Source organism: Serratia sp. MF1(2023) (assembly GCF_030954545.1).
Taxonomy (GTDB): domain Bacteria; phylum Pseudomonadota; class Gammaproteobacteria; order Enterobacterales; family Enterobacteriaceae; genus Serratia; species Serratia sarumanii.
In genome coordinates this window covers 115302-134663 of the sequence record NZ_JAVHUX010000020.1, presented here as the reverse complement: position 1 = coordinate 134663, position 19362 = coordinate 115302, and the positions used below count along the sequence as shown (strand labels likewise).

The window sequence follows — 19362 nt, the reverse complement described above, 5'->3', positions numbered from 1 at the left end:
GGAAGGAAAACATTTCCCGATGAAAATACCGCAAATCTCCGCCGCCCTGCTGTTTACCCTGCTGCTGGCGGGCTGCCAGTTCCACAAAACCGTGTTCCCGCCGCCGTATATCGGCACTCCGCAAGAGATCAGCACCTACGAAGTGAAAGGGCTGACCTTCGTCACCACCGTCACCTTCAGCGGCCTGTTTGCTGAAGAGCTGGTGCGCGAGTACGCGCAGAAGCATCACTACCGCTATTACGTGGTCACGATGCGCAGCAACGGTTTTAAAGATCGAAGCGAGCGCGTGAGCGCAATGATGTATCGGTAAGTCTTGGCAACATATGCCGTGAAGACTGGATTCAACATTAGGAAACGCTATACGAAATATTGCACAACCCAATACTCACAGGCCGCATGAAAGTACGGCCTGCGACTTTGGTTTAATTATCTGGCATCGCAGTTGTCGCCCTTTATTTTCATATCGGCCGAAACTCCAACGTGCCGTTGTTGACCGCTTCGTAAACCGCGGCCGTTGGCGGCTTAGGCAAACGCGCATTGACGATTGCCTTTATCGCGGCCTGGCAAAGTTGCGGTTCCCCTTGTTCAGCCCGAACGCTGATCAGCAGACCATCCGGCGCCAGCTTGATGCGCAATGTACAACTTCTGCCTGAGTAGGCTTCTGCATCTTTCAAATGGCTTTGAATCACGGCCAGCAACTGGGCAAAATACTGTTCTTTCTCTTTTCCCGGCGCAGGCGTCTTTGGGTCACCAAGGTTGGCGAAAAGATCATCGACCTCTTTATTCGCCGGATCGTTTTGGCTGGGGGCAGTGCTCTTGGCACACCCCGTTAATGCCAGTGCGAGCATCACCGCCATTAAGGTGGCGGCGCCGGTTTTATAGCCTGAATGCGTTATTTTCATATCCCTTTCCTTATGGATGATTATCAGCGGCGAAATCCGTTAACGCGGGGCTACTCAAAGAGCCCCGGCCAATACGTTATACAGGATCAGCATAAACCGCCACTGACCTTAAGCCTTTCTCCAGGTACTGAGAAGTTTGTCACTCCAACACCGGCTCTGCAGCGATTTTCGACGGAAATAATGTATGAAGAGACAGCGACGGTATATACGTTTTCACTCATCCTTTGTAAGCACTACACATAAATTTCAACACGGTCTTTTGGCTCACAATGCTGAGATAAACCGGATCGCTGGATGCCATGTTCACGAACACCCAACTGGTTATGCCGTCAACGGTTCTGGCAAAGCTCAAAGTATCAATGCCCTGAATGTCATCCCGGTCGACAAAACGGAATACGGCGCTGTTAATGGTGACGGTTTGCGATGCGCCATTCATCATGGCCGTAATTTGGGTTCCTGCTTGCGTATTGCATTCCAAACGAACCATGGGTGAAGGCGCTTGCGGGACGGGGTTTGATTCGGCGTACTTTGCTTTCGCCCTAGCCACTCGTTCATCGGCAGTTTGCGTGGCGCATCCGCTAATAAATAAAGACAAAATCAAAGCAGTAACAATTTTTTTGGTCATTTAAACTATCTTTTTTCTTGATGGCAATATTATTGATTGTAACAAAGAAGTCCGCCGAGAGCTCCTTTTCGGCTCAAACGCCAAGGACACTGATACACGCCTAACGATAGCGGCACCGAGCGCTGAACATTTTGCTCTCCATGCCTTTAACGGCCAGGTCAACCGCTTCTAACTTATTGCCACAACAGCGATTTCCGCATACTTTACCTTTTTGGCGGCCAATTTCTTTGGTTCTGCCATACCGATCGCCGTTTTCTCGGCGTCTGGCAGCTATAATCCAAGAAGTGGAGTTATTTGATAATGATAAGGAGGGAGTATGTATAAAACTATCTTGGTTCCAGTCGATATTACCGAGCCGGAATTAACGCAGCAGGTCATCCCACATGTCAACGCGCTCGCCAGGCTCGAAGACTCCCACGTCCATTTCCTGGCGGTGATCCCGTCACGCGCCACCTACGCCGCTTTCGGCTTTGCCGCCACCGCGGCGATAGAAACCAAAGACGAAATCATTGCGGTAGCGACCGAAGGGTTGGCGAAAGCGGCCAAAGAATTCAGCGTGCCTGAAGATAGAGTGACCACGCACGTGGCCGTCGGCGATCCTAAAGATCAGATCCTGGAACTCGCTGATGCGCTTAACGCGGAGATTATTGTGATGGGTTCCAACCGCCCTTCTGCGATCACTTACCTCCTCGGCTCCAATGCCACCGCCGTCGTGCGCCACGCCAATTGCCCGGTGCTGGTGGTGCGTGAATCGGCCAATCCTTGATATCCCATGCCCATTCGAACAATAAAAAACGGGAGCCCTAAGGCTCCCGCTCTTATTCAAACGCCAAACACACTTACATGTGCTCTACGATAGCATCGCCAAACTCTGAACATTTCAGCAGTTTAGCGCCTTCCATCAGGCGCTCGAAGTCATAGGTCACGGTCTTGGCGGCGATGGCGCCTTCCATGCCTTTAACGATCAGGTCAGCCGCTTCGAACCAGCCCATATGACGCAGCATCATCTCTGCGGACAGGATGATGGAGCCTGGGTTCACTTTGTCCTGGCCGGCGTACTTCGGCGCGGTGCCGTGAGTCGCTTCGAACAGCGCGCAGTCGGAGCCGATGTTGGCGCCCGGTGCGATGCCGATGCCGCCGACCTGGGCAGCCAGGGCGTCGGAGATGTAGTCACCGTTCAGGTTCATACAGGCGATCACGTCGTATTCCGCCGGGCGCAGCAGGATCTGCTGCAGGAAGGCGTCGGCGATCACGTCTTTAACCACGATCTCTTTGCCGGTGTTCGGGTTCTTGATCTTCAGCCATGGGCCGCCGTCGATCAGCTCGCCGCCGAACTCTTCGCGCGCCAGCTCATAGCCCCAATCCTTGAAGGCACCTTCGGTGAACTTCATGATGTTGCCTTTGTGAACCAGGGTCACAGAGTCACGGTCGTTGGTGATGGCGTATTCGATCGCCGCACGCACCAGACGCTTGGTCCCTTCTTCGGAGCATGGCTTCACGCCGATACCGCACTGCTCCGGGAAGCGGATTTTTTTCACGCCCATTTCGTCGCGCAGGAATTTGATCACTTTGTCCGCTTCGGCGGAGCCGGCTTTCCACTCGATGCCGGCGTAGATGTCTTCGGCGTTTTCACGGAAGATCACCATGTCGGTCAGCTCAGGCTGTTTCACCGGGCTTGGGGTGCCCTGGTAGTAACGCACCGGGCGCAGGCACACGTACAGGTCCAGCTGCTGGCGCAGGGCCACGTTCAGAGAACGGATGCCGCCGCCGACCGGGGTGGTCAGGGGGCCTTTGATGGCGACGCGGTAGTCGCGGATCAGGTCCAGAGTTTCGTCCGGCAGCCACACGTCTTTACCGTAAACGTGGGTAGATTTTTCGCCGGTGTAGATTTCCATCCAGGAGATTTTACGTTCGCCGTGGTAAGCCTTTTTAACGGCCGCATCAACCACGTGGATCATGGCAGGAGTCACGTCAATGCCGATGCCGTCGCCTTCGATGAACGGGATGATCGGGTTATGAGGAACAACCAGTTTACCCTGGGCGTCAACCGTGATTTTTTTACCTTCTGCCGGAACAACTACTTTGCTTTCCATCAACCTCTCCTTCAAGCGCAATTTTGTTAATGCTTTGTAAGATGCGTGTAGATACTACTTGAATATTCGGTCCGCGCCAATCCGAAACGGATTCGGTTATAATGCGCTTATCATCCGTAATCTCAACCGTTATGAAAAAATTCTCTGTTAGAAATCACAAAGTTAAACGATTCAGCAAGCCGAATACCGCCAAACCCGCCGCGCCGAAAGGGCCGCGCCGAATTGTGTTATTCAACAAGCCCTTCGACGTGCTGCCGCAGTTCACCGACGAAGCCGGCCGCGCCACGCTGAAAGAGTACATCCCCTTCCCCGACGTTTACGCCGCCGGGCGTCTGGATCGCGACAGCGAAGGGCTGCTGGTGCTGACCAACGACGGCCAGCTGCAGGCGCAGCTCACCCAGCCGGGCAAGCGCACCGGCAAAATCTATTATGTGCAGGTCGAAGGCACGCCGCAGGAGAGCGATCTGGCGCCGCTGCGCAGCGGCATCACGCTGAAAGACGGCCCCACGCTGCCCGCCGAGGTGGAGTTGGTGGCCGAGCCGCAGTGGCTGTGGCCACGCAACCCGCCGATCCGCGAACGTAAATCCATCCCCACTTGCTGGCTGAAAATCACCCTGTATGAAGGGCGAAACCGCCAGGTGCGTCGCATGACGGCGCATATCGGGTTCCCTACCCTGCGCCTGATTCGCTACAGTATGGGTAATCTTTCGCTGGGTTCACTGCAACCTGGTGAATGGAAAAGCATCGATTCCCTGTAGACCGATAACTGATGGAGGCGCCATGAGGAACACACTGACCGCGCTGCTGTTCACCGCACTGGCGGCCCCGCTCGCCGCCCAGGCCGCCAGCTTCGACTGCGCCAAGGCGGCAGGCAGCGATGAACGCGCCATCTGCGCCGACCGCACGCTGAACGATCTGGACGTGCAAATGGCCACAAAATACCAATTCCTGCGCGGCCTGTTCGCCATGGGCGCGCGCGGCGCGATGCAGGACAGCCAGCAGGACTGGCTGGCAAAACGCCAGCGGTGCGGCGGCGATACCGCCTGCCTGCTCAAAAGCTATCGCACCCGCATCGCCGAGCTGGACGACATCTACCGGCGCATCGACAAACCGCTGTAAGGAGAGCGCATGTTCAAACCGCACGTCACCGTGGCCTGCGTGGTGCACGCCGCCGGCAAATTTTTAGTGGTCGAAGAGACCATCAACGGCAAAGCGCTGTGGAACCAGCCGGCCGGCCACCTGGAGGCCGACGAGACGCTGGTGCAGGCCGCCGAGCGCGAGCTGTGGGAAGAGACCGGCATCCGCGCCGCGCCGCAGGCGTTCCTGCGCCTGCACCAGTGGATCGCGCCGGATCGCACGCCGTTCCTGCGTTTTTGCTTCGTTATCGAGCTGGAACAGCCGCTGCCGACCGAGCCGCACGACAGCGACATCGATCGCTGCCTGTGGCTGAGCGCCGACGAGATCTTGCAGGCGCCCAACCTGCGTTCCGCGCTGGTGGCGGAGAGCATTCGCAGCTACCAGCAGCCGGAGCGCTACCCGCTGTCGCTGGTCGGCAGCTTCGCCTGGCCGTTTTAAGGGCGCGGGGCAGCACAAGATGAACAGTGCGCCGGCGCGGCCAACGTGGTAAAATCCTGCGCTTGTTTTTATCAGCACGGTTCGTGTTCAAGTTCGTGAGATCCCCATGTCAGACAACAGCCAGAAAAAAGTAATCGTCGGTATGTCCGGCGGCGTCGACTCTTCCGTTACCGCCTATCTGTTACAGCAACAGGGCTATCAGGTCGCTGGGCTGTTCATGAAGAACTGGGAAGAAGACGACGACGAAGAGTACTGCTCAGCCGCGACCGATCTGGCCGACGCGCAAGCGGTCTGCGACAAGCTGGGCATCGAACTGCACACGGTGAACTTTGCGGCAGAATACTGGGACAACGTGTTTGAGCTGTTCCTGGAAGAGTACAAGGCCGGCCGCACGCCGAACCCGGACATCCTGTGCAATAAAGAGATCAAATTCAAAGCCTTCCTGGAGTTCGCCGCCGAAGATCTGGGGGCCGATTTCATCGCCACCGGCCACTACGTGCGCCGCCAGGACGTGGACGGCAAGAGCCGCCTGCTGCGCGGCGTCGACGGCAACAAGGATCAGAGCTACTTCCTCTACACCCTGAGCCACGAGCAGGTGGCGCAAAGCCTGTTCCCGGTCGGCGAGCTGGAGAAGCCGGAGGTGCGCCGCATCGCCGAGCAGCTGGAGCTGGTCACCGCCAAGAAGAAAGATTCTACCGGCATCTGCTTTATCGGCGAGCGCAAGTTCCGCGACTTCCTCGGCCGTTACCTGCCGGCCCAGCCGGGCCCGATCGTCAGCGTTGACGGCCAGACCGTCGGCGAACACCAGGGCCTGATGTATCACACCCTGGGCCAGCGCAAAGGGCTGGGCATCGGCGGCCTGAAAGACAGCAGCGAAGATCCTTGGTACGTGGTGGATAAAGACGTGGCCAACAACGTGCTGGTGGTCGCCCAGGGGCACGATCACCCGCGCCTGATGTCTACCGGCCTTATCGCGCAGCAGCTGCACTGGGTGGATCGCCTGCCGCTGAGCGGCCCGTTCCGCTGCACGGTGAAGACCCGCTATCGCCAGCAGGATATCCCTTGCACCGTGACCCCGCTCGACAGCGAACGCATCGAAGTGCGTTTCGACGAGCCGGTCTCCGCCGTCACCCCCGGCCAGTCGGCGGTGTTCTACCAGGGCGAAATCTGCCTCGGCGGCGGCATCATCGAACAGCGCCTGGCGTAATTCGCCTGCCGTCCAAGAAAAACGCTGCGTTTATCGCAGCGTTTTTTTTTAATCAAAATTCCACCTGCGCGCCCAGTTCGATCACCCGGTTCGGCGGGATTTCGAACAGATCCGGCGCGCGCAGCGCATTGCGCTGCAACAGCTGGAACACCTTGCCGCGAATGCGCAAATACCAGGGCCGCTTGCCCAGCACCAGCGTGTCGCGCGACATAAAGAACGAGGTCTCGTTCATGGTGAAGCTCATCCCCTCCAACCCACAGCGGTAAAGGATGTCCGTGACGTTGGGCGTCTCGCGCCAGCCGTAGCTCGCCACCACCCGCCAGAAACTCGCCGACAGCTGTTCGATCGCCACCCGCTGCACGTTATGCACGTACGGCATGTCGGTGGTGACGATGGTCAGCAGCACCACGCGCTCATGCAGCACCTTGTTGTGCTTCAGGTTATGCAACAGCACCAGCGGCACCGCGTGCGGCGTGCGCTCCATAAACACCGCGGTGCCCGGCACCCGCTTCGGCGGCGCCTCCTCCAGCGACTCGATCAGCGCGCTCAGCCCCTCCTGGTTGTCGCGCAGCCGGCGGATCAGACGCGAACGCTCGGTCTTCCAGGTCAGCATGATCAGCAGAATCATCAGCCCAAGCACCACCGGCAGCCAGCCGCCGGTCGCCAGCTTGATCAGGTTGGCGCCGAACAGCGGTACGTCGATGCACAGCATGATCAGCAGCATCAGCCCGCCCAGCGCGCGCGGCCAGCCCCAGTTTTTCACCGCCACGATACTCAGTAAAATCGACGACAGCAGCATGGTGCCGGTCACCACGATGCCGTAAGCCGAGGCCAGGTTGCTGGAGTGTTTGAAACTGATAATCACGATCAGCACCGCTGCGAACAGCAGCCAGTTCACCACCGGAATGTAGATCTGCCCGGACTCCTGATCGGAGGTATAGATGATGCGCATCGGCGGCAGGTAGCCCAGCCGCACCGCCTGCCGCGTCAGCGAGAACACGCCGGAGATTACCGCCTGCGAGGCGATCACCGTCGCCAGCGTGGCGATCACCAGCAGCGGGATCAGCGCCCAGGTCGGCGCCAGCAGGAAGAACGGGTTGTTGATCGCCGCCGGATTGGTCAGCAGCAGCGCCCCCTGGCCGAAGTAGTTCAGCACCAGCGCCGGCGCCACCAGCGTAAACCACGCCAGACGGATCGGCTTTTTACCGAAGTGGCCCATATCGGCGTACAGCGCTTCGGCGCCGGTGACCGACAGCACCACCATGCCCAGCGCAAAGAACGACACCGTCTTGTATTCGAGGAAGAAATTCACCGCCCAGTAAGGGTTCAGCGCCCGCAGCACGCCAGGGTGCTGCAGAATGCCGCCGATGCCCAGCAGCGCGAGCGTCAGGAACCAGATAACCATCGCCGGGGCGAACAGTTTGCCGACGCTGCCGGTGCCGCGCTTTTGTATCGCGAACAACGCGGTCAGCACCAGCAGCGACAGCGGCACGATAAAGCTGTCCAGTTCGGGGGCGATAATCTGCAGCCCCTCGATGGCCGAAAGCACCGAAATGGCCGGGGTGATCACCCCGTCGCCGTAAAAGAAGCTGCCGCCCACCAGCCCGATCAGCACCGCCGCCGGCACCCAGCGCGCATCCAGCCTGCGGATCGCCAGCGACATCAGCGTCAGGATCCCGCCCTCGCCGTCGTTGTCGGCGCGCATCACGAAACAAATGTATTTAATGGACACCACCAGCGTCAGCAGCCAGAAAATCAGCGACAAAAAGCCGTAGATTGAGGCCGGCGTCATGGTGATGCCCTCCTCCGCCGTCAGGCATTCGCGCAGGGTATACAGCGGGCTGGTGCCGATATCGCCGTACACCACGCCGATGGCCGCCAGCGTTACCGCCGGCAGCGGCTGCTTGTTTTTTACGTGCATATGAAGATCTTTATTTGAGGGCTCACGTTGGCAGTATAGATGCAGCCGCCGCACTTTATTTGCCGCCGTAACAATAAGTTCGCGCCGCCGCGCCGGCGATTTTCGCCGCCTGTCTGCGCAGTTCTGCGCCGTACGGCGCCTCCGCCTCGTCTCGGGCGTATTAGACGCTGGGTTTAGCCTCGATTTTGTGGCATGATCCGCGGCATTCGTTGTCATCGTTGTTACAGCCACGCCCGTTCGTTACCGTTCGCGGCCGCCGCCGTTACCCCTGCGATACACACAACCTTATGCAGTAAGCCATGTACCGTTCACAGCGTTTACAGGAGTAATCGTGGCGAAGAATTATTATGACATCACGCTGGCCATGGCGGGTATCAGCCAGTCGGCGCGTTTGGTTCAGCAACTGGCCCATGAAGGGCAATGCAACCGCGAAGCCTTTCAGACCTCGCTGAAAAGCTTGCTGCAGATGGACCCGCCCTCCACGCTGGCGGTGTTCGGCGGTGAAGAACGCAATTTGATGGTCGGCCTCGAAACCCTGATGGGCGTGCTTAACGCCAATAACAAAGGGCCGGGCGCGGAACTGACCCGCTACACCATCAGCCTGATGGTGCTGGAGCGCAAGCTCAACGCCAACAAACAGGCGATGAACACGCTCGGTGAACGCCTCAGCCAGCTCGAACGCCAGCTGGCGCACTTCGATCTTGAGTCGGACACCATCATCAGCGCGCTGGCCGGCATTTACGTCGACGTGGTCAGCCCGCTCGGGCCGCGCATCCAGGTGACCGGCTCGCCGGCTATCTTGCAGAACCCGCAGGTGCAGGCCAAGGTTCGCGCCACGCTGCTGGCCGGCATTCGCGCCGCCGTGCTGTGGCAACAGGTCGGCGGCAGCCGCCTGCAGTTAATGTTTTCCCGTAATCGTCTGTTCAAACAGGCGCAAAATATCGTTGCTCATTGTTAATCGATCCCAGGAGTTGCTACCGATGGAATTATCCTCACTGACCGCCGTTTCCCCCGTTGATGGACGCTACGGTGATAAAGTCAGCGCACTGCGCCCCATTTTCAGCGAATACGGTCTGCTGAAATTCCGCGTACAGGTTGAAGTACGTTGGCTGCAAAAACTGGCGGCCTGCGCAGAAATCAAGGAAGTTCCCGCTTTTGACGCCGACGCAAACGCTTTCCTCGACAAAATCGTCGCGGAATTCAATGAAGAAGACGCTCAGCGCATCAAAACCATCGAGCGCACCACCAACCACGACGTGAAAGCGGTCGAGTATTTCCTGAAGGAAAAAGTGGCGGCGGTGCCTGCGCTGCACGCGGTGTCCGAGTTCATCCACTTCGCCTGCACCTCCGAAGACATCAACAACCTGTCGCATGCGCTGATGCTGCAAAGCGCCCGTCAGGACGTGGTGCTGCCTTACTGGCGCAAGATCATCGACGCGCTGAAAGGGCTGGCGCTGGAATACCGCGATATTCCGCTGCTGTCGCGCACCCACGGCCAGCCGGCGACCCCGTCGACCGTCGGCAAAGAGTTCGCCAACGTGGCTTACCGCATGGAGCGCCAGTACCGCCAGCTGGAGCGCGTGGAGATCATGGGTAAAATCAACGGCGCGGTCGGCAACTACAACGCCCACATCGTCGCTTACCCGGAAGTGGACTGGCATCAGTTCAGCGAAGCGTTCGTGACCTCGCTCGGCATCACCTGGAACCCGTACACCACCCAGATCGAGCCGCATGACTACATCGCCGAGCTGTTCGACTGCGTAGCGCGTTTCAACACCATTCTGATCGACTTCGACCGCGACATCTGGGGCTACATCGCCCTGAACCACTTCAAGCAGAAGACCATCGCCGGCGAAATCGGTTCTTCCACCATGCCGCACAAGGTCAACCCGATCGACTTCGAAAACTCCGAAGGCAACCTGGGCCTGGCCAACGCCGTGCTGGGCCACCTGGCGGGCAAACTGCCGGTGTCCCGCTGGCAGCGCGACCTGACCGACTCCACCGTGCTGCGTAATCTGGGCGTAGGCCTGGGCTACGCGCTGATCGCCTATCAGGCCACCCTGAAAGGCATCAGCAAGCTGGAAGTGAACCAGGCGCACCTGCTGGACGAACTGGATCACAACTGGGAAGTGCTGGCCGAGCCGATCCAGACCGTGATGCGCCGCTACGGCATCGAGAAACCTTACGAGAAGCTGAAAGAGCTGACCCGCGGCAAGCGCGTGGATGCCGCCGGCATGCAGGCGTTCATCGATGGCCTGGCGCTGCCGGAAGAAGAGAAAACCCGTCTGAAGGCGATGACCCCGGCCAACTACATCGGCCGCGCCACCACCATGGTCGACGAGCTGAAATAAGCGCTTTAGCCTGACAACGACAAGGCGGCCTGCGGGCCGCCTTTTTCTTTGCTATTCGCCGCGCAGCACCTGCAGCCGGGCTATCTGCCGCCCCTGCGCATCGAAGTTGTCCGCACTCAGCCAGCGCGCCAGCGCCTGCCGCACCGTCGGCCAGCGGTCGGCGGTGATGGCGAACCAGTCGGTATCCCGGCTGCGCCCCTTGACGATCACCGCGAAGCGGAAGTTGCCCTCGTAGCGAAAGCCAAAGCGCAGCGCGGCCTGGCGGGACGGCGCGTTATGGCTGTCGCACTTCCACTCGCAGCGGCGGTAGCCCAGCGTGTCGAAGGCATAGCGCAGCAGCAGCGCGATGGCTTCGGTGGCGCTGGAGCGCTGTTTCATCAACGGCGACCAGCTGACGTGGCCGATCTCCAGCACCCCGTTGGCTTCGTCGATGCGCATCAGCGCCACCGTGCCCACCGGCGCATCGCTGGCGGCGTCGAACACCGTCAGATTGACCAGCGCCGGGTTGGCCTGCAGCGTCTCCAGATGCTGCAACATCGCCGCCGGCGTATCGGGCCGTTCGATGGACAGATAGGTCCAGTCGCGGCCGTCCGGCGCCAGTTGAAACGCCTCGAACAGCGCGGCGTAATCCCGCTGCGGCTCGAGCGGCGCCAGCGAACAGAAACGCCCGCCGAGCGTCGCGCCGCCGGGGCGGCGAGCCGGCTGCCAATCCGGCATCGGTTCGCCAACCGGCTGACCATAACGATTCATTGCCATAAACGCCCTCCTGCGATTAACGGGAATAAACGATAAACGAGCTTCTTCTGCCGATTTTGTCGTACAGCGAGCGCGCCGGCGCGTTGTACTCCTGGGTCATCCAGTAGACCCGATCGCTGCCGCGCGTCTCTGCCAAGCGGTACGCCTGTTCGAACAGCTTTTCCGACACCTTGTGGCCGCGCGCCTGCGGCGACACATAGAGATCCTCGATATAACAATAGCCGACCGCGCTCCAGGTGGACGGATGGAACACCAGGTTCATCAGCCCCAGCAGTTGGCCGTCGGCATCCTGCGCCACCAGCCCGTACACCTGTTCATCCTGCCCCAGGCGTTCGAAGGTGCGATCGGTCACCTGTGGCGCCACGTCGGCGCGGTAAAAATCGAGATAGCCCTGCCACAGCGCCAGCCATTGCGCTTTGTCGTCGCCATTGATTCTGCGGATAGTCACTTCAGGGTTTGATGGGTTCATAGCGCCTCACGGAGTAAGATGTTATTTCCATTAGGGAAATAACCGGATAGCGGCAGAATACACCGCGCGGCGACGGTACAATACGGACCAATACGAAACGCAGAGCAGACCAATTTTAGCCGTCGCTTGCCACCGGCAGCGCGTTGAACACCTGCGCCAGCGTCGCGATAAAGCGCACGATCTCATCCGGCGTATAGGCCGAGAAGCCGAGCACCAGCGCCCCGCGCTGCGGCGTGCCGGTGTAGAAGTCCGCCAGGCCGTACAGCCGAATCCCCCGTTCGGCGGCCGCCGCCACCAGCCGCCGTTCCATCGCCGCATCCGCCAACGGGCACACCAACTGCAGCCCGCCCTGCGGCAACGCCGGGCGCGTCCAGGCCGCCAAGTGACGATGCACCGCGTCGTACAGCACGTTCAACCGCGCCTTGTACAACGTGCGCATATTGCGCAGATGCTCGGCGTAGCCGCCCTCGTGCAGGAAGTGGAACAGCGTCATCTGCGCCAGCGCCGACGTGTAGCCGTCCTGAAACTGCCTGGCGGCGACCAATGGCCGCACCAGCTGCGGCGGCGCAATCATGAAACCGATGCGCAGCCCCGGAAACAGCGTCTTGCTGAAGGTGCCGATGTACAGCGTGCGCCCGCCGCTGTCCAGCCCCTGCAATGCCGCCTTGGTTTGCCGGTCATAGTTGAACTCGGCGTCGTAGTCGTCTTCGATGATCCAGGCCCGCTGCCGCTGCGCCCACTGCAGCAGCGCCAGCCGCCGCTCGAGGCTCAGCGAATACCCCAGCGGGTAGTGATGGGACGGCGTGATGTAAACGCCCCGTCCGCCGCCCGAGGCCTGCATCAACTGCCCGACGTCCAGCCCCTGCTCGTCGATACCGATCGGCCGCGCCTGCAGCCCCGCCGACTGCACCAGCTTTTTCGCCCCCTGGTAACCCGGCTCTTCGACGAACACCGCATCGCCGGGATCGAACAGCACCTGGGTACACAGCGCCAACGCCTGCTGAGAGCTGGTCACCACGATCACCTGTTCCGCCGTCGCCTTCACGCCCCGCTCCCGCTGCAGATAGCGCGCGATCTCCGCGCGCAGCTCCGGCAACCCTTGTGGATCGGCATACCCCAACAGCCGCTCGCCGTGCCGCCGTAGCGCCTGCTTTTCCTGCTGCAGCCATTGCTCGATGGGAAACGCCCGCAGGTCCGCCAGCGAAGGCGTCAGCGAAGCCTGGCGGCTGGTGTGCGGCGTATGGCTGACCGCCAGCAGCGCCCGACCGCGATCGCTCAGCTCGCGCTCCGCCAGCCGCGCCTCTTGCCCCGCCGCCGTCGCCAGCAGTTCACGGCCGAGCAGCGTGTCGCAGCGATAGCGCACAAAGCTGCCGCGCCCCACCGTTCGGCTGATGAACCCCTCCGCTTCCAGCCGCGCGTAGGTCTGTTCCACCGTGTCGCGCGCCACCGTCAGCCGGGCCGCCAACGCACGGCTCGGCGGCAGCTGCGTCCGCCAGGGCAGTTCTCCGGCGGCGATTAGTTGTAGCAGGGCCTGATGCAGCGCCGAACGCCGGGTCAGGCCTTGCCGCCGCTGCTGCGCGAAGGCGGCCAGGATCGCCGCGTCGTCCGCGTGTCGTGGGGTATCGCTCATGGGGTATTTGTTTCTCCTGGCTCAGGGGGCCGACGCACTACTCTACCTCATTTCACCCCGGCGGCGGCGGCAGTTGCGCTGCCCGGCGAAATCCCCTTAAATAAGCCATCGCATTGCGGCTACAGGACTTCCGTCGGCTATGAGCAAGGAGACCAACCAGCGTCTGCTGGACAAACTGCAGCAGGATCTGGCCAGCGCGGGCGCGATGCCGCTGTATTTGCGCTTCAACGCCTCGGTGCGCCAGGCCATCGAGCAGGGGTTGCTGAATGCGGGGGATTTTTTGCCCAGCGAGCGCCTGTTCACCGAACGGCTCGGCATCTCGCGCATCACGGTGCGCAAGGCGCTGGCCTGCCTCGAGCAGGACGGCATCATCGGCCGTTCGCGCGGCTACGGCACCTTTATCCAACCGCAGCGGCCCGAGCCGAAGCTGTTCTATTCATTGGCGGACGTCAAAGGATTCTCGCGCGAGGTAATACAGCAGGGGCGCCGGCCGGATACACAGTGGATCAGCCGCGAACGGATACCCGCCGGCGCTGAGCTGGCTGAAAAGCTCCAGCTGGCGGCCGGAACGCCGATCTACCAACTCAAACGCATTCACCTGATCGATCGGCGGCCAATGTCGGTGGCGGTGTCCTACGTGGTGGCGGCGGCGATTGCCAACGTCGACGAGATCGGCATCTCGCTGTACGATTACTTCCGGCGCAATAAAGTGGAGATGGGATCGCTGCGCAGCCAGGTCAGCGCGGCGATGGCCGACGACGATATCCGTCAGGCGCTGCGGCTCTCGGAGCCGATGCCGCTGCTGATCGTGCGCCAGACGCTGTTCGACCACCAAAAAAAGCCGATCGAATACAGTGAAAGCTTCTGCCGCAGCGACATGTACGAATTTACCAGCGAAAGCTGACCCGTTGCGTCACGCGGCGGCTTACGACTCGCCCTGCCGGCGGCGGCGAAAACGCGCGAACGCCTGAACGTAAACCCCGATATCCAGCGGATTCACCCGTTTTAACTCCGCCAGCAGCCCCGGCTCAATCGCCTCGGCGCCGTGCAGCGCGCCGCAAATCGCGGTGGCCATCGCGCCGATGGTGTCGGTATCGCCGCCCAGGTTGGCGCAAAGCACGGCGCACCGGGTAGGATCGGTTTGCGCCAGCTGCACCATCGCCAGCGCTGCGGGCACCGACTCGATGGTGCTCACCCCGGCCCCGATCAGCTGATATACCCGCTCGGAGGCCTGCTCGGTGCCGATGGCTTCATCCACCACCTGAAACGCCAGTTCGATGCGCGCCGCCAGCGAAGGGCTGAACGTCGTCTCCTGCCGGCGCTGGGCATACTCCGCCACCCCCGGCAACGCCAGGCGAATCGAGGCCCAGTCAGCCCCTTCCACCGCCCGCGCCACGGCCCAGGCGATCGCCACCGCACCGGCGACGGCGATGTCGGATTTGTGCGTCGGGCTGCAGGCCAGCCACACCTGCCGGCAGAAATCCTCCAACGGCGCGGAAGGCAGCACGCAGCCCAAAGGCGAAATGCGCATCGCCGCACCGTTGGTGATGCCGTTGTTTTCCAACTCGGCGATCGGCGTGCCCGCTTTTTGCTCGCTCAGCGCCAGTTTGGAACTGGGGCCGAGAATGTTCTTGTTGAAAGCGTCAAAACCGTCCACCCAGCGGATCACGTTGCGGGCGATCAGCTCCGGCACCACCTCGCCTTGCGCCTCCACCAGCGCATCGGCCAACGCCAATGCCATCGCGGTATCGTCGGTATATTGCCCGGCCTTGAAATAACAGGCGGCGGTGTTCTCCGCCGGCCCGTCGAGAAAGCCGTCTATCCAGCCGAAGTGGCGCTTAACCCGCTCGCGCGGCCACAGCTCGGAAGGCATGCCGAGCGCGTCGCCCAGCATCTGTCCGTAAAGTGCGCCCGCTATGCGTTCCGCCTGGGTTAACTGCTTCATCCGTCGCTCCTGAAAAAATGTGCCGATGCCTCAATAATACCTTATTAGTACCTTTAAAGCTTATCAAGCGCCCCGGCTCACACGTTCTTTCCGCGGGCAATGCCCGGCGCGTTTAAGTTGCGTTTAACGTCGCCCCGCCGCTGTTTATCCGACGTTTATCAGAACTTGTCGATAATGTCGGCGAACAAATTGATAACGCTTATTTTAATACATTGCTTCGGCTCTCTTGCGAGCCGGGCGGGTTATACCTACCATAGCCTCAGCACTTTTTGTCAACATGGTTCAGGTGGCCGCGTTATCCCCTGACACGCCGCAGAGCGTGTTCCCTTTTTATCGCGTGGGTGACAGGACGTTCACCCGCATAGTCACAGGAGTTCGCCATGCGAGTACTGGTTGTTGAAGATAATGGTCTGCTGCGCCACCACCTTTCCGTTCAGATGCGCGAGATGGGCCATCAGGTCGACGCGGCCGAAGACGCCAAGGAAGCCGATTACTTCCTGCAAGAGCACGCGCCGGATATCGCCATCGTCGATCTCGGCCTGCCGGGTGAAGACGGTCTGAGCCTGATCCGCCGCTGGCGCGCGCACCAGGCCAAGCTGCCGATCCTGGTGCTGACCGCCCGCGAAAGCTGGCAGGACAAAGTGGCGGTGCTGGAAGCCGGCGCCGACGACTATGTCACCAAGCCGTTCCACCTGGAAGAAGTGATCGCCCGCATGCAGGCGCTGATGCGCCGCAACAGCGGCCTGGCTTCGCAGGTGATCGTGCTGCCGCCGTTCCAGATCGATCTGTCGCGCCGCGAACTGAGCGTCAACGATCGGCAAATCAAGCTGACCGCCTTTGAATACACCATCATCGAAACCCTGATCCGCAACGCCGGCAAGGTGGTGAGCAAGGATTCATTGATGCTGCAGCTCTACCCGGACGCCGAGCTGCGCGAAAGCCACACCATCGACGTGCTGATGGGCCGCTTGCGCAAGAAGGTGCAGGCGGAATACCCGCATGAAGTGATCACCACGGTACGTGGCCAGGGCTATCGTTTTGACGCGAAGTGAACATAATGTTCAACAAGAATAAAAAACCGTTTTCGCTGCGTGCCCGCTTCCTGATGGCGACCGCCGGGGTGATCCTGGCGCTGTCGCTCTCTTACGGTTTGGTGGCGGTCGTCGGCTATATCGTCAGCTTCGACAAAACCGCCTTCCGCCTGCTGCGCGGCGAGAGCAACCTGTTCTTCAGCCTGGCGCAGTGGAAAGACAACAAGCTCACCATCGCCATTCCCCCCGATATCGATCTCAACTTCCCGACGCTGGTATTTATCTACGACGATAAAGGCAACCTGCTGTGGAGCCAGCGCAAGGTGCCGGAGCTGGAGAAGCTGATCAACAAGGAATGGCTGGAGGAGTCCGGCTTTTACGAAATCGACACCGACACCCGCGTCAGTAGCGAAGTGCTGGGGGACAACCCCAAAGCGCAGGATCAGCTGAAGAATTACGACGATACCGATCAGAACGCGCTGACCCACTCGGTGGCGGTCAACACCTATGCCGCCACGCCTCGCCTGCCGGCGCTGACCATCGTGGTGGTCGACAGCATTCCGCAGGAGCTGCAGCGATCTGACGTGGTGTGGGAGTGGTTCAGCTACGTGCTGCTGGCCAACCTGCTGCTGGTGGTGCCGCTGCTGTGGCTGGCGGCCTACTGGAGCCTGCGGCCGATCAAGGCGCTGGTCAATCAGGTGGGCGAGCTGGAGAACGGCGAGCGCGATCAGCTGGATGAGAACCCGCCCAGCGAGCTGCGCGGGCTGGTGCGCAATCTGAACATTCTGGTGCGCAACGAACGCCAGCGCTACACCAAGTACCGCACTACCCTGTCGGATTTGACCCACAGCCTGAAAACGCCGCTGGCGGTGCTGCAAAGCACCCTGCGCTCACTGCGCAGCGGCAAGCAGACCACCATCGAAGAAGCCGAGCCGATCATGCTGGATCAGATCGGGCGCATCTCGCAGCAAATCGGTTACTACCTGCACCGAGCCAGCATCAACTCCGGCCAGACGGTGCTGACGCGCGAGATCCATTCGGTGCCGGCGCTGCTCGACAGCCTGGTGGTGGCGCTGAATAAGGTTTATCAGCGCAAAGGGGTGGTGATCACGCTGGACATCTCGCCGGAAGTGACCTTTATGGGCGAGAAAAACGACTTTATGGAAGTGATGGGCAACGTGTTGGAAAACGCCTGCAAATACTGCCTGGAGTTCGTGGAGATCACCTCGCTGCACTCCGAGAAAAACCTCACCATCGTTATCGACGACGACGGCCCGGGGATCCCGGAAAGCAAGCGCCAGCTGATCTTCCAGCGCGGCCAGCGGGTGGATACTCTGCGCCCCGGCCAGGGCCTGGGTTTGTCGGTGGCGGCGGAGATCATCGAGCAGTACGACGGCGAAATCGTCATCAGCGACAGCCCGCTCGGCGGCGCGCGCATGCAGGTCACCTTCGCCCGCCAGCACGACACCCACCACAACGAGTAAATTATGCCGCTGCGGCCCCGATCCACGGGGCCAAACTTCCGTTATAATCGCACACAGGCTCACTCCTCTCTCCTGGAATAGAACATGGATTATCAATTAGACCTGGACTGGAACGATTTTTTGCAACGTTATTGGCAAAAGCGTCCGGTGATTCTGAAGCGCGGCTTCAAAAACTTTATCGATCCGATCTCCCCGGATGAGCTGGCCGGGCTGGCGATGGAAAACGAAGTGGACAGCCGCCTGGTCAGCCACCAGGACGGCCGTTGGCAGGTCGCGCACGGCCCCTTCGAGAGCTTCGATCACCTGAGCGAAAACAACTGGTCGCTGCTGGTGCAGGCGGTGGACCACTGGCATGAGCCTTCCGCGGCGCTGATGCGCCCGTTCCGCCAGCTGCCGGACTGGCGGATGGATGACCTGATGATCTCCTTCTCGGTACCGGGCGGCGGCGTCGGCCCGCACCTCGATCAGTACGACGTGTTCATCATTCAGGGCACCGGCCGCCGCCGCTGGCGCGTCGGGGAAAAAACGCCGCTGAAACAGCACTGCCCGCACCCGGATCTGCTGCAGGTGGAGCCGTTCGACGCCATCATCGACGAAGAGATGGAGCCGGGCGACATTCTCTACATTCCGCCGGGCTTCCCGCATGAAGGCTACGCGCTGGAAAACGCGCTCAACTATTCGGTGGGCTTCCGCGCGCCGAACGGCCGCGAGCTGGTGAGCGGCTTCGCCGACTACGTGCTGGCGCGCGAGCTGGGCAGCAAACGCTACGGCGATCCGGACGTTAAACTGCGCGAACACCCGGCGGAGATCCTGCCGCAGGAAGTGGACGCCTTACGGCAGATGATGCTGGATCTGGTGCAACAGCCGGAACACTTCCAGCACTGGTTCGGCGAGTTTATCTCCCAGTCGCGCCACGAGCTGGATCTGGCGCCGCCGGAGCCGCCGTATCAGGCCGGGGAAATCTACGAGCTGCTGCAGCAGGGTGAAGCGCTGCAGCGCCTGGGCGGGTTGCGCGTGCTGCGCGTCGGCGATCGCTGCTTCGTCAACGGCGAGCTGATCGACACCGACCAGCTGCAGGCCGCAGACGCCCTTTGCCAGCACTTCAGCGTCGACGCCGCCCTGCTCGGCGACGCGGTGGACGACCCGTCGTTCCTGGCGCTGCTGACCGCACTGATCAACAGCGGCTATTGGTACTTTAACGACTGAGTTCTCGGGGTCGTGGTTCCTGTTGAACATAATACCGGCCCGCTTAGGCGGGCCTTTTCTTTGGGGGTAAAAAGTTGGCAACACTTCGACACATGGAAACAAAATATTAATAGCTGTGAAACCTAAACGAAATAATATTAACCTACCTTTTTAACACATTAACGAAA

General features: G+C 60.6%; 20 protein-coding genes. 12 read left to right on the top strand and 8 right to left on the bottom strand.

The annotated features are described in order from the left end of the window. Positions 1 to 19: 19 nt before the first annotated feature. Positions 20 to 310, top strand: a complete 291-nt coding sequence (locus REA38_RS12270; protein ID WP_033646366.1) for a hypothetical protein — start codon at positions 20 to 22, stop codon at positions 308 to 310. A gap of 148 nt (positions 311 to 458) precedes the next feature. Here the strand turns inward: REA38_RS12270 and tolA are convergent, their stop codons facing one another. Beyond that, positions 459 to 902, bottom strand: coding sequence for a cell envelope integrity protein TolA (gene tolA, locus REA38_RS12265; protein WP_308885953.1), 444 nt, complete (start codon positions 900 to 902; stop codon positions 459 to 461). A gap of 217 nt (positions 903 to 1119) precedes the next feature. Beyond that, the gene (locus REA38_RS12260; protein WP_125460745.1) at positions 1120 to 1527 is read right to left on the bottom strand and encodes a hypothetical protein; all 408 of its coding nucleotides are present in this window, start codon (positions 1525 to 1527) and stop codon (positions 1120 to 1122) included. A gap of 316 nt (positions 1528 to 1843) precedes the next feature. Here REA38_RS12260 and uspF point away from each other — a divergent pair, with 316 nt between their 5' ends. After that, positions 1844 to 2293: a universal stress protein UspF gene (uspF, locus tag REA38_RS12255; RefSeq protein ID WP_033646368.1), complete on the top strand. Its 450-nt coding sequence runs from the start codon at positions 1844 to 1846 to the stop codon at positions 2291 to 2293. Positions 2294 to 2366: 73 nt separating this feature from the next. On the opposite strand, the gene icd is transcribed toward uspF, so the two are convergent. After that, a complete protein-coding gene (gene icd / locus REA38_RS12250; RefSeq protein ID WP_308885952.1) occupies positions 2367 to 3620 on the bottom strand; it encodes an NADP-dependent isocitrate dehydrogenase in 1254 nt (417 codons plus the stop codon). A 131-nt stretch (positions 3621 to 3751) separates the two neighbouring features. Here icd and rluE point away from each other — a divergent pair, with 131 nt between their 5' ends. From rluE to mnmA, 4 genes are all read left to right on the top strand, one after another. Then, positions 3752 to 4378 (top strand): 23S rRNA pseudouridine(2457) synthase RluE, encoded by a 627-nt coding sequence (gene rluE / locus REA38_RS12245; RefSeq protein WP_197840768.1) that lies wholly within the window; start codon positions 3752 to 3754, stop codon positions 4376 to 4378. 22 nt (positions 4379 to 4400) lie between these two features. Next, a complete protein-coding gene (locus REA38_RS12240; RefSeq protein ID WP_033638222.1) occupies positions 4401 to 4739 on the top strand; it encodes a lysozyme inhibitor LprI family protein in 339 nt (112 codons plus the stop codon). Between the two features lie 9 nt (positions 4740 to 4748). Then, complete coding sequence (locus tag REA38_RS12235; protein WP_041034763.1) at positions 4749 to 5195, top strand: NUDIX hydrolase; 447 nt, start codon at positions 4749 to 4751, stop codon at positions 5193 to 5195. 106 nt (positions 5196 to 5301) lie between these two features. Beyond that, positions 5302 to 6402 (top strand): tRNA 2-thiouridine(34) synthase MnmA, encoded by a 1101-nt coding sequence (gene mnmA, locus REA38_RS12230; RefSeq protein WP_033638220.1) that lies wholly within the window; start codon positions 5302 to 5304, stop codon positions 6400 to 6402. A gap of 52 nt (positions 6403 to 6454) precedes the next feature. Here the strand turns inward: mnmA and kup are convergent, their stop codons facing one another. Then, the gene (gene kup / locus REA38_RS12225; RefSeq protein ID WP_060427679.1) at positions 6455 to 8323 is read right to left on the bottom strand and encodes a low affinity potassium transporter Kup; all 1869 of its coding nucleotides are present in this window, start codon (positions 8321 to 8323) and stop codon (positions 6455 to 6457) included. Between the two features lie 331 nt (positions 8324 to 8654). Between kup and hflD the strand changes: the two genes are divergently transcribed. After that, the gene (gene hflD, locus REA38_RS12220) at positions 8655 to 9281 is read left to right on the top strand and encodes a high frequency lysogenization protein HflD (RefSeq protein WP_033638217.1); all 627 of its coding nucleotides are present in this window, start codon (positions 8655 to 8657) and stop codon (positions 9279 to 9281) included. A 22-nt stretch (positions 9282 to 9303) separates the two neighbouring features. Further along, positions 9304 to 10674 carry an adenylosuccinate lyase gene (gene purB, locus REA38_RS12215; RefSeq protein WP_033638215.1) on the top strand — a complete coding sequence of 457 codons (1371 nt, stop codon included), beginning with the start codon at positions 9304 to 9306 and terminating at the stop codon, positions 10672 to 10674. Between the two features lie 51 nt (positions 10675 to 10725). Here purB and REA38_RS12210 read toward each other — a convergent pair whose 3' ends face one another. The 3 genes from REA38_RS12210 to REA38_RS12200 form a co-directional block, all read right to left on the bottom strand. After that, complete coding sequence (locus tag REA38_RS12210; protein WP_033646373.1) at positions 10726 to 11430, bottom strand: GNAT family N-acetyltransferase; 705 nt, start codon at positions 11428 to 11430, stop codon at positions 10726 to 10728. 16 nt (positions 11431 to 11446) lie between these two features. Further along, a complete protein-coding gene (locus REA38_RS12205) occupies positions 11447 to 11899 on the bottom strand; it encodes a GNAT family N-acetyltransferase (RefSeq protein WP_308885951.1) in 453 nt (150 codons plus the stop codon). Positions 11900 to 12014: 115 nt separating this feature from the next. Beyond that, positions 12015 to 13529 (bottom strand): PLP-dependent aminotransferase family protein, encoded by a 1515-nt coding sequence (locus REA38_RS12200; protein ID WP_308885950.1) that lies wholly within the window; start codon positions 13527 to 13529, stop codon positions 12015 to 12017. 139 nt (positions 13530 to 13668) lie between these two features. Between REA38_RS12200 and REA38_RS12195 the strand changes: the two genes are divergently transcribed. After that, the gene (locus tag REA38_RS12195) at positions 13669 to 14433 is read left to right on the top strand and encodes a GntR family transcriptional regulator (protein ID WP_039566493.1); all 765 of its coding nucleotides are present in this window, start codon (positions 13669 to 13671) and stop codon (positions 14431 to 14433) included. Positions 14434 to 14454: 21 nt separating this feature from the next. On the opposite strand, the gene REA38_RS12190 is transcribed toward REA38_RS12195, so the two are convergent. Beyond that, positions 14455 to 15474 (bottom strand): ADP-ribosylglycohydrolase family protein, encoded by a 1020-nt coding sequence (locus REA38_RS12190; protein WP_308885949.1) that lies wholly within the window; start codon positions 15472 to 15474, stop codon positions 14455 to 14457. A gap of 380 nt (positions 15475 to 15854) precedes the next feature. Here REA38_RS12190 and phoP point away from each other — a divergent pair, with 380 nt between their 5' ends. The 3 genes from phoP (at position 15855) to REA38_RS12175 (ending at position 19195) form a co-directional block, all read left to right on the top strand. Then, complete coding sequence (phoP, locus tag REA38_RS12185) at positions 15855 to 16526, top strand: two-component system response regulator PhoP (RefSeq protein WP_033638204.1); 672 nt, start codon at positions 15855 to 15857, stop codon at positions 16524 to 16526. A gap of 5 nt (positions 16527 to 16531) precedes the next feature. Continuing rightward, positions 16532 to 17989 carry a two-component system sensor histidine kinase PhoQ gene (phoQ, locus tag REA38_RS12180; protein ID WP_033638202.1) on the top strand — a complete coding sequence of 486 codons (1458 nt, stop codon included), beginning with the start codon at positions 16532 to 16534 and terminating at the stop codon, positions 17987 to 17989. 84 nt (positions 17990 to 18073) lie between these two features. Next, positions 18074 to 19195: a cupin domain-containing protein gene (locus tag REA38_RS12175; RefSeq protein ID WP_049235123.1), complete on the top strand. Its 1122-nt coding sequence runs from the start codon at positions 18074 to 18076 to the stop codon at positions 19193 to 19195. Positions 19196 to 19362: the final 167 nt, after the last annotated feature.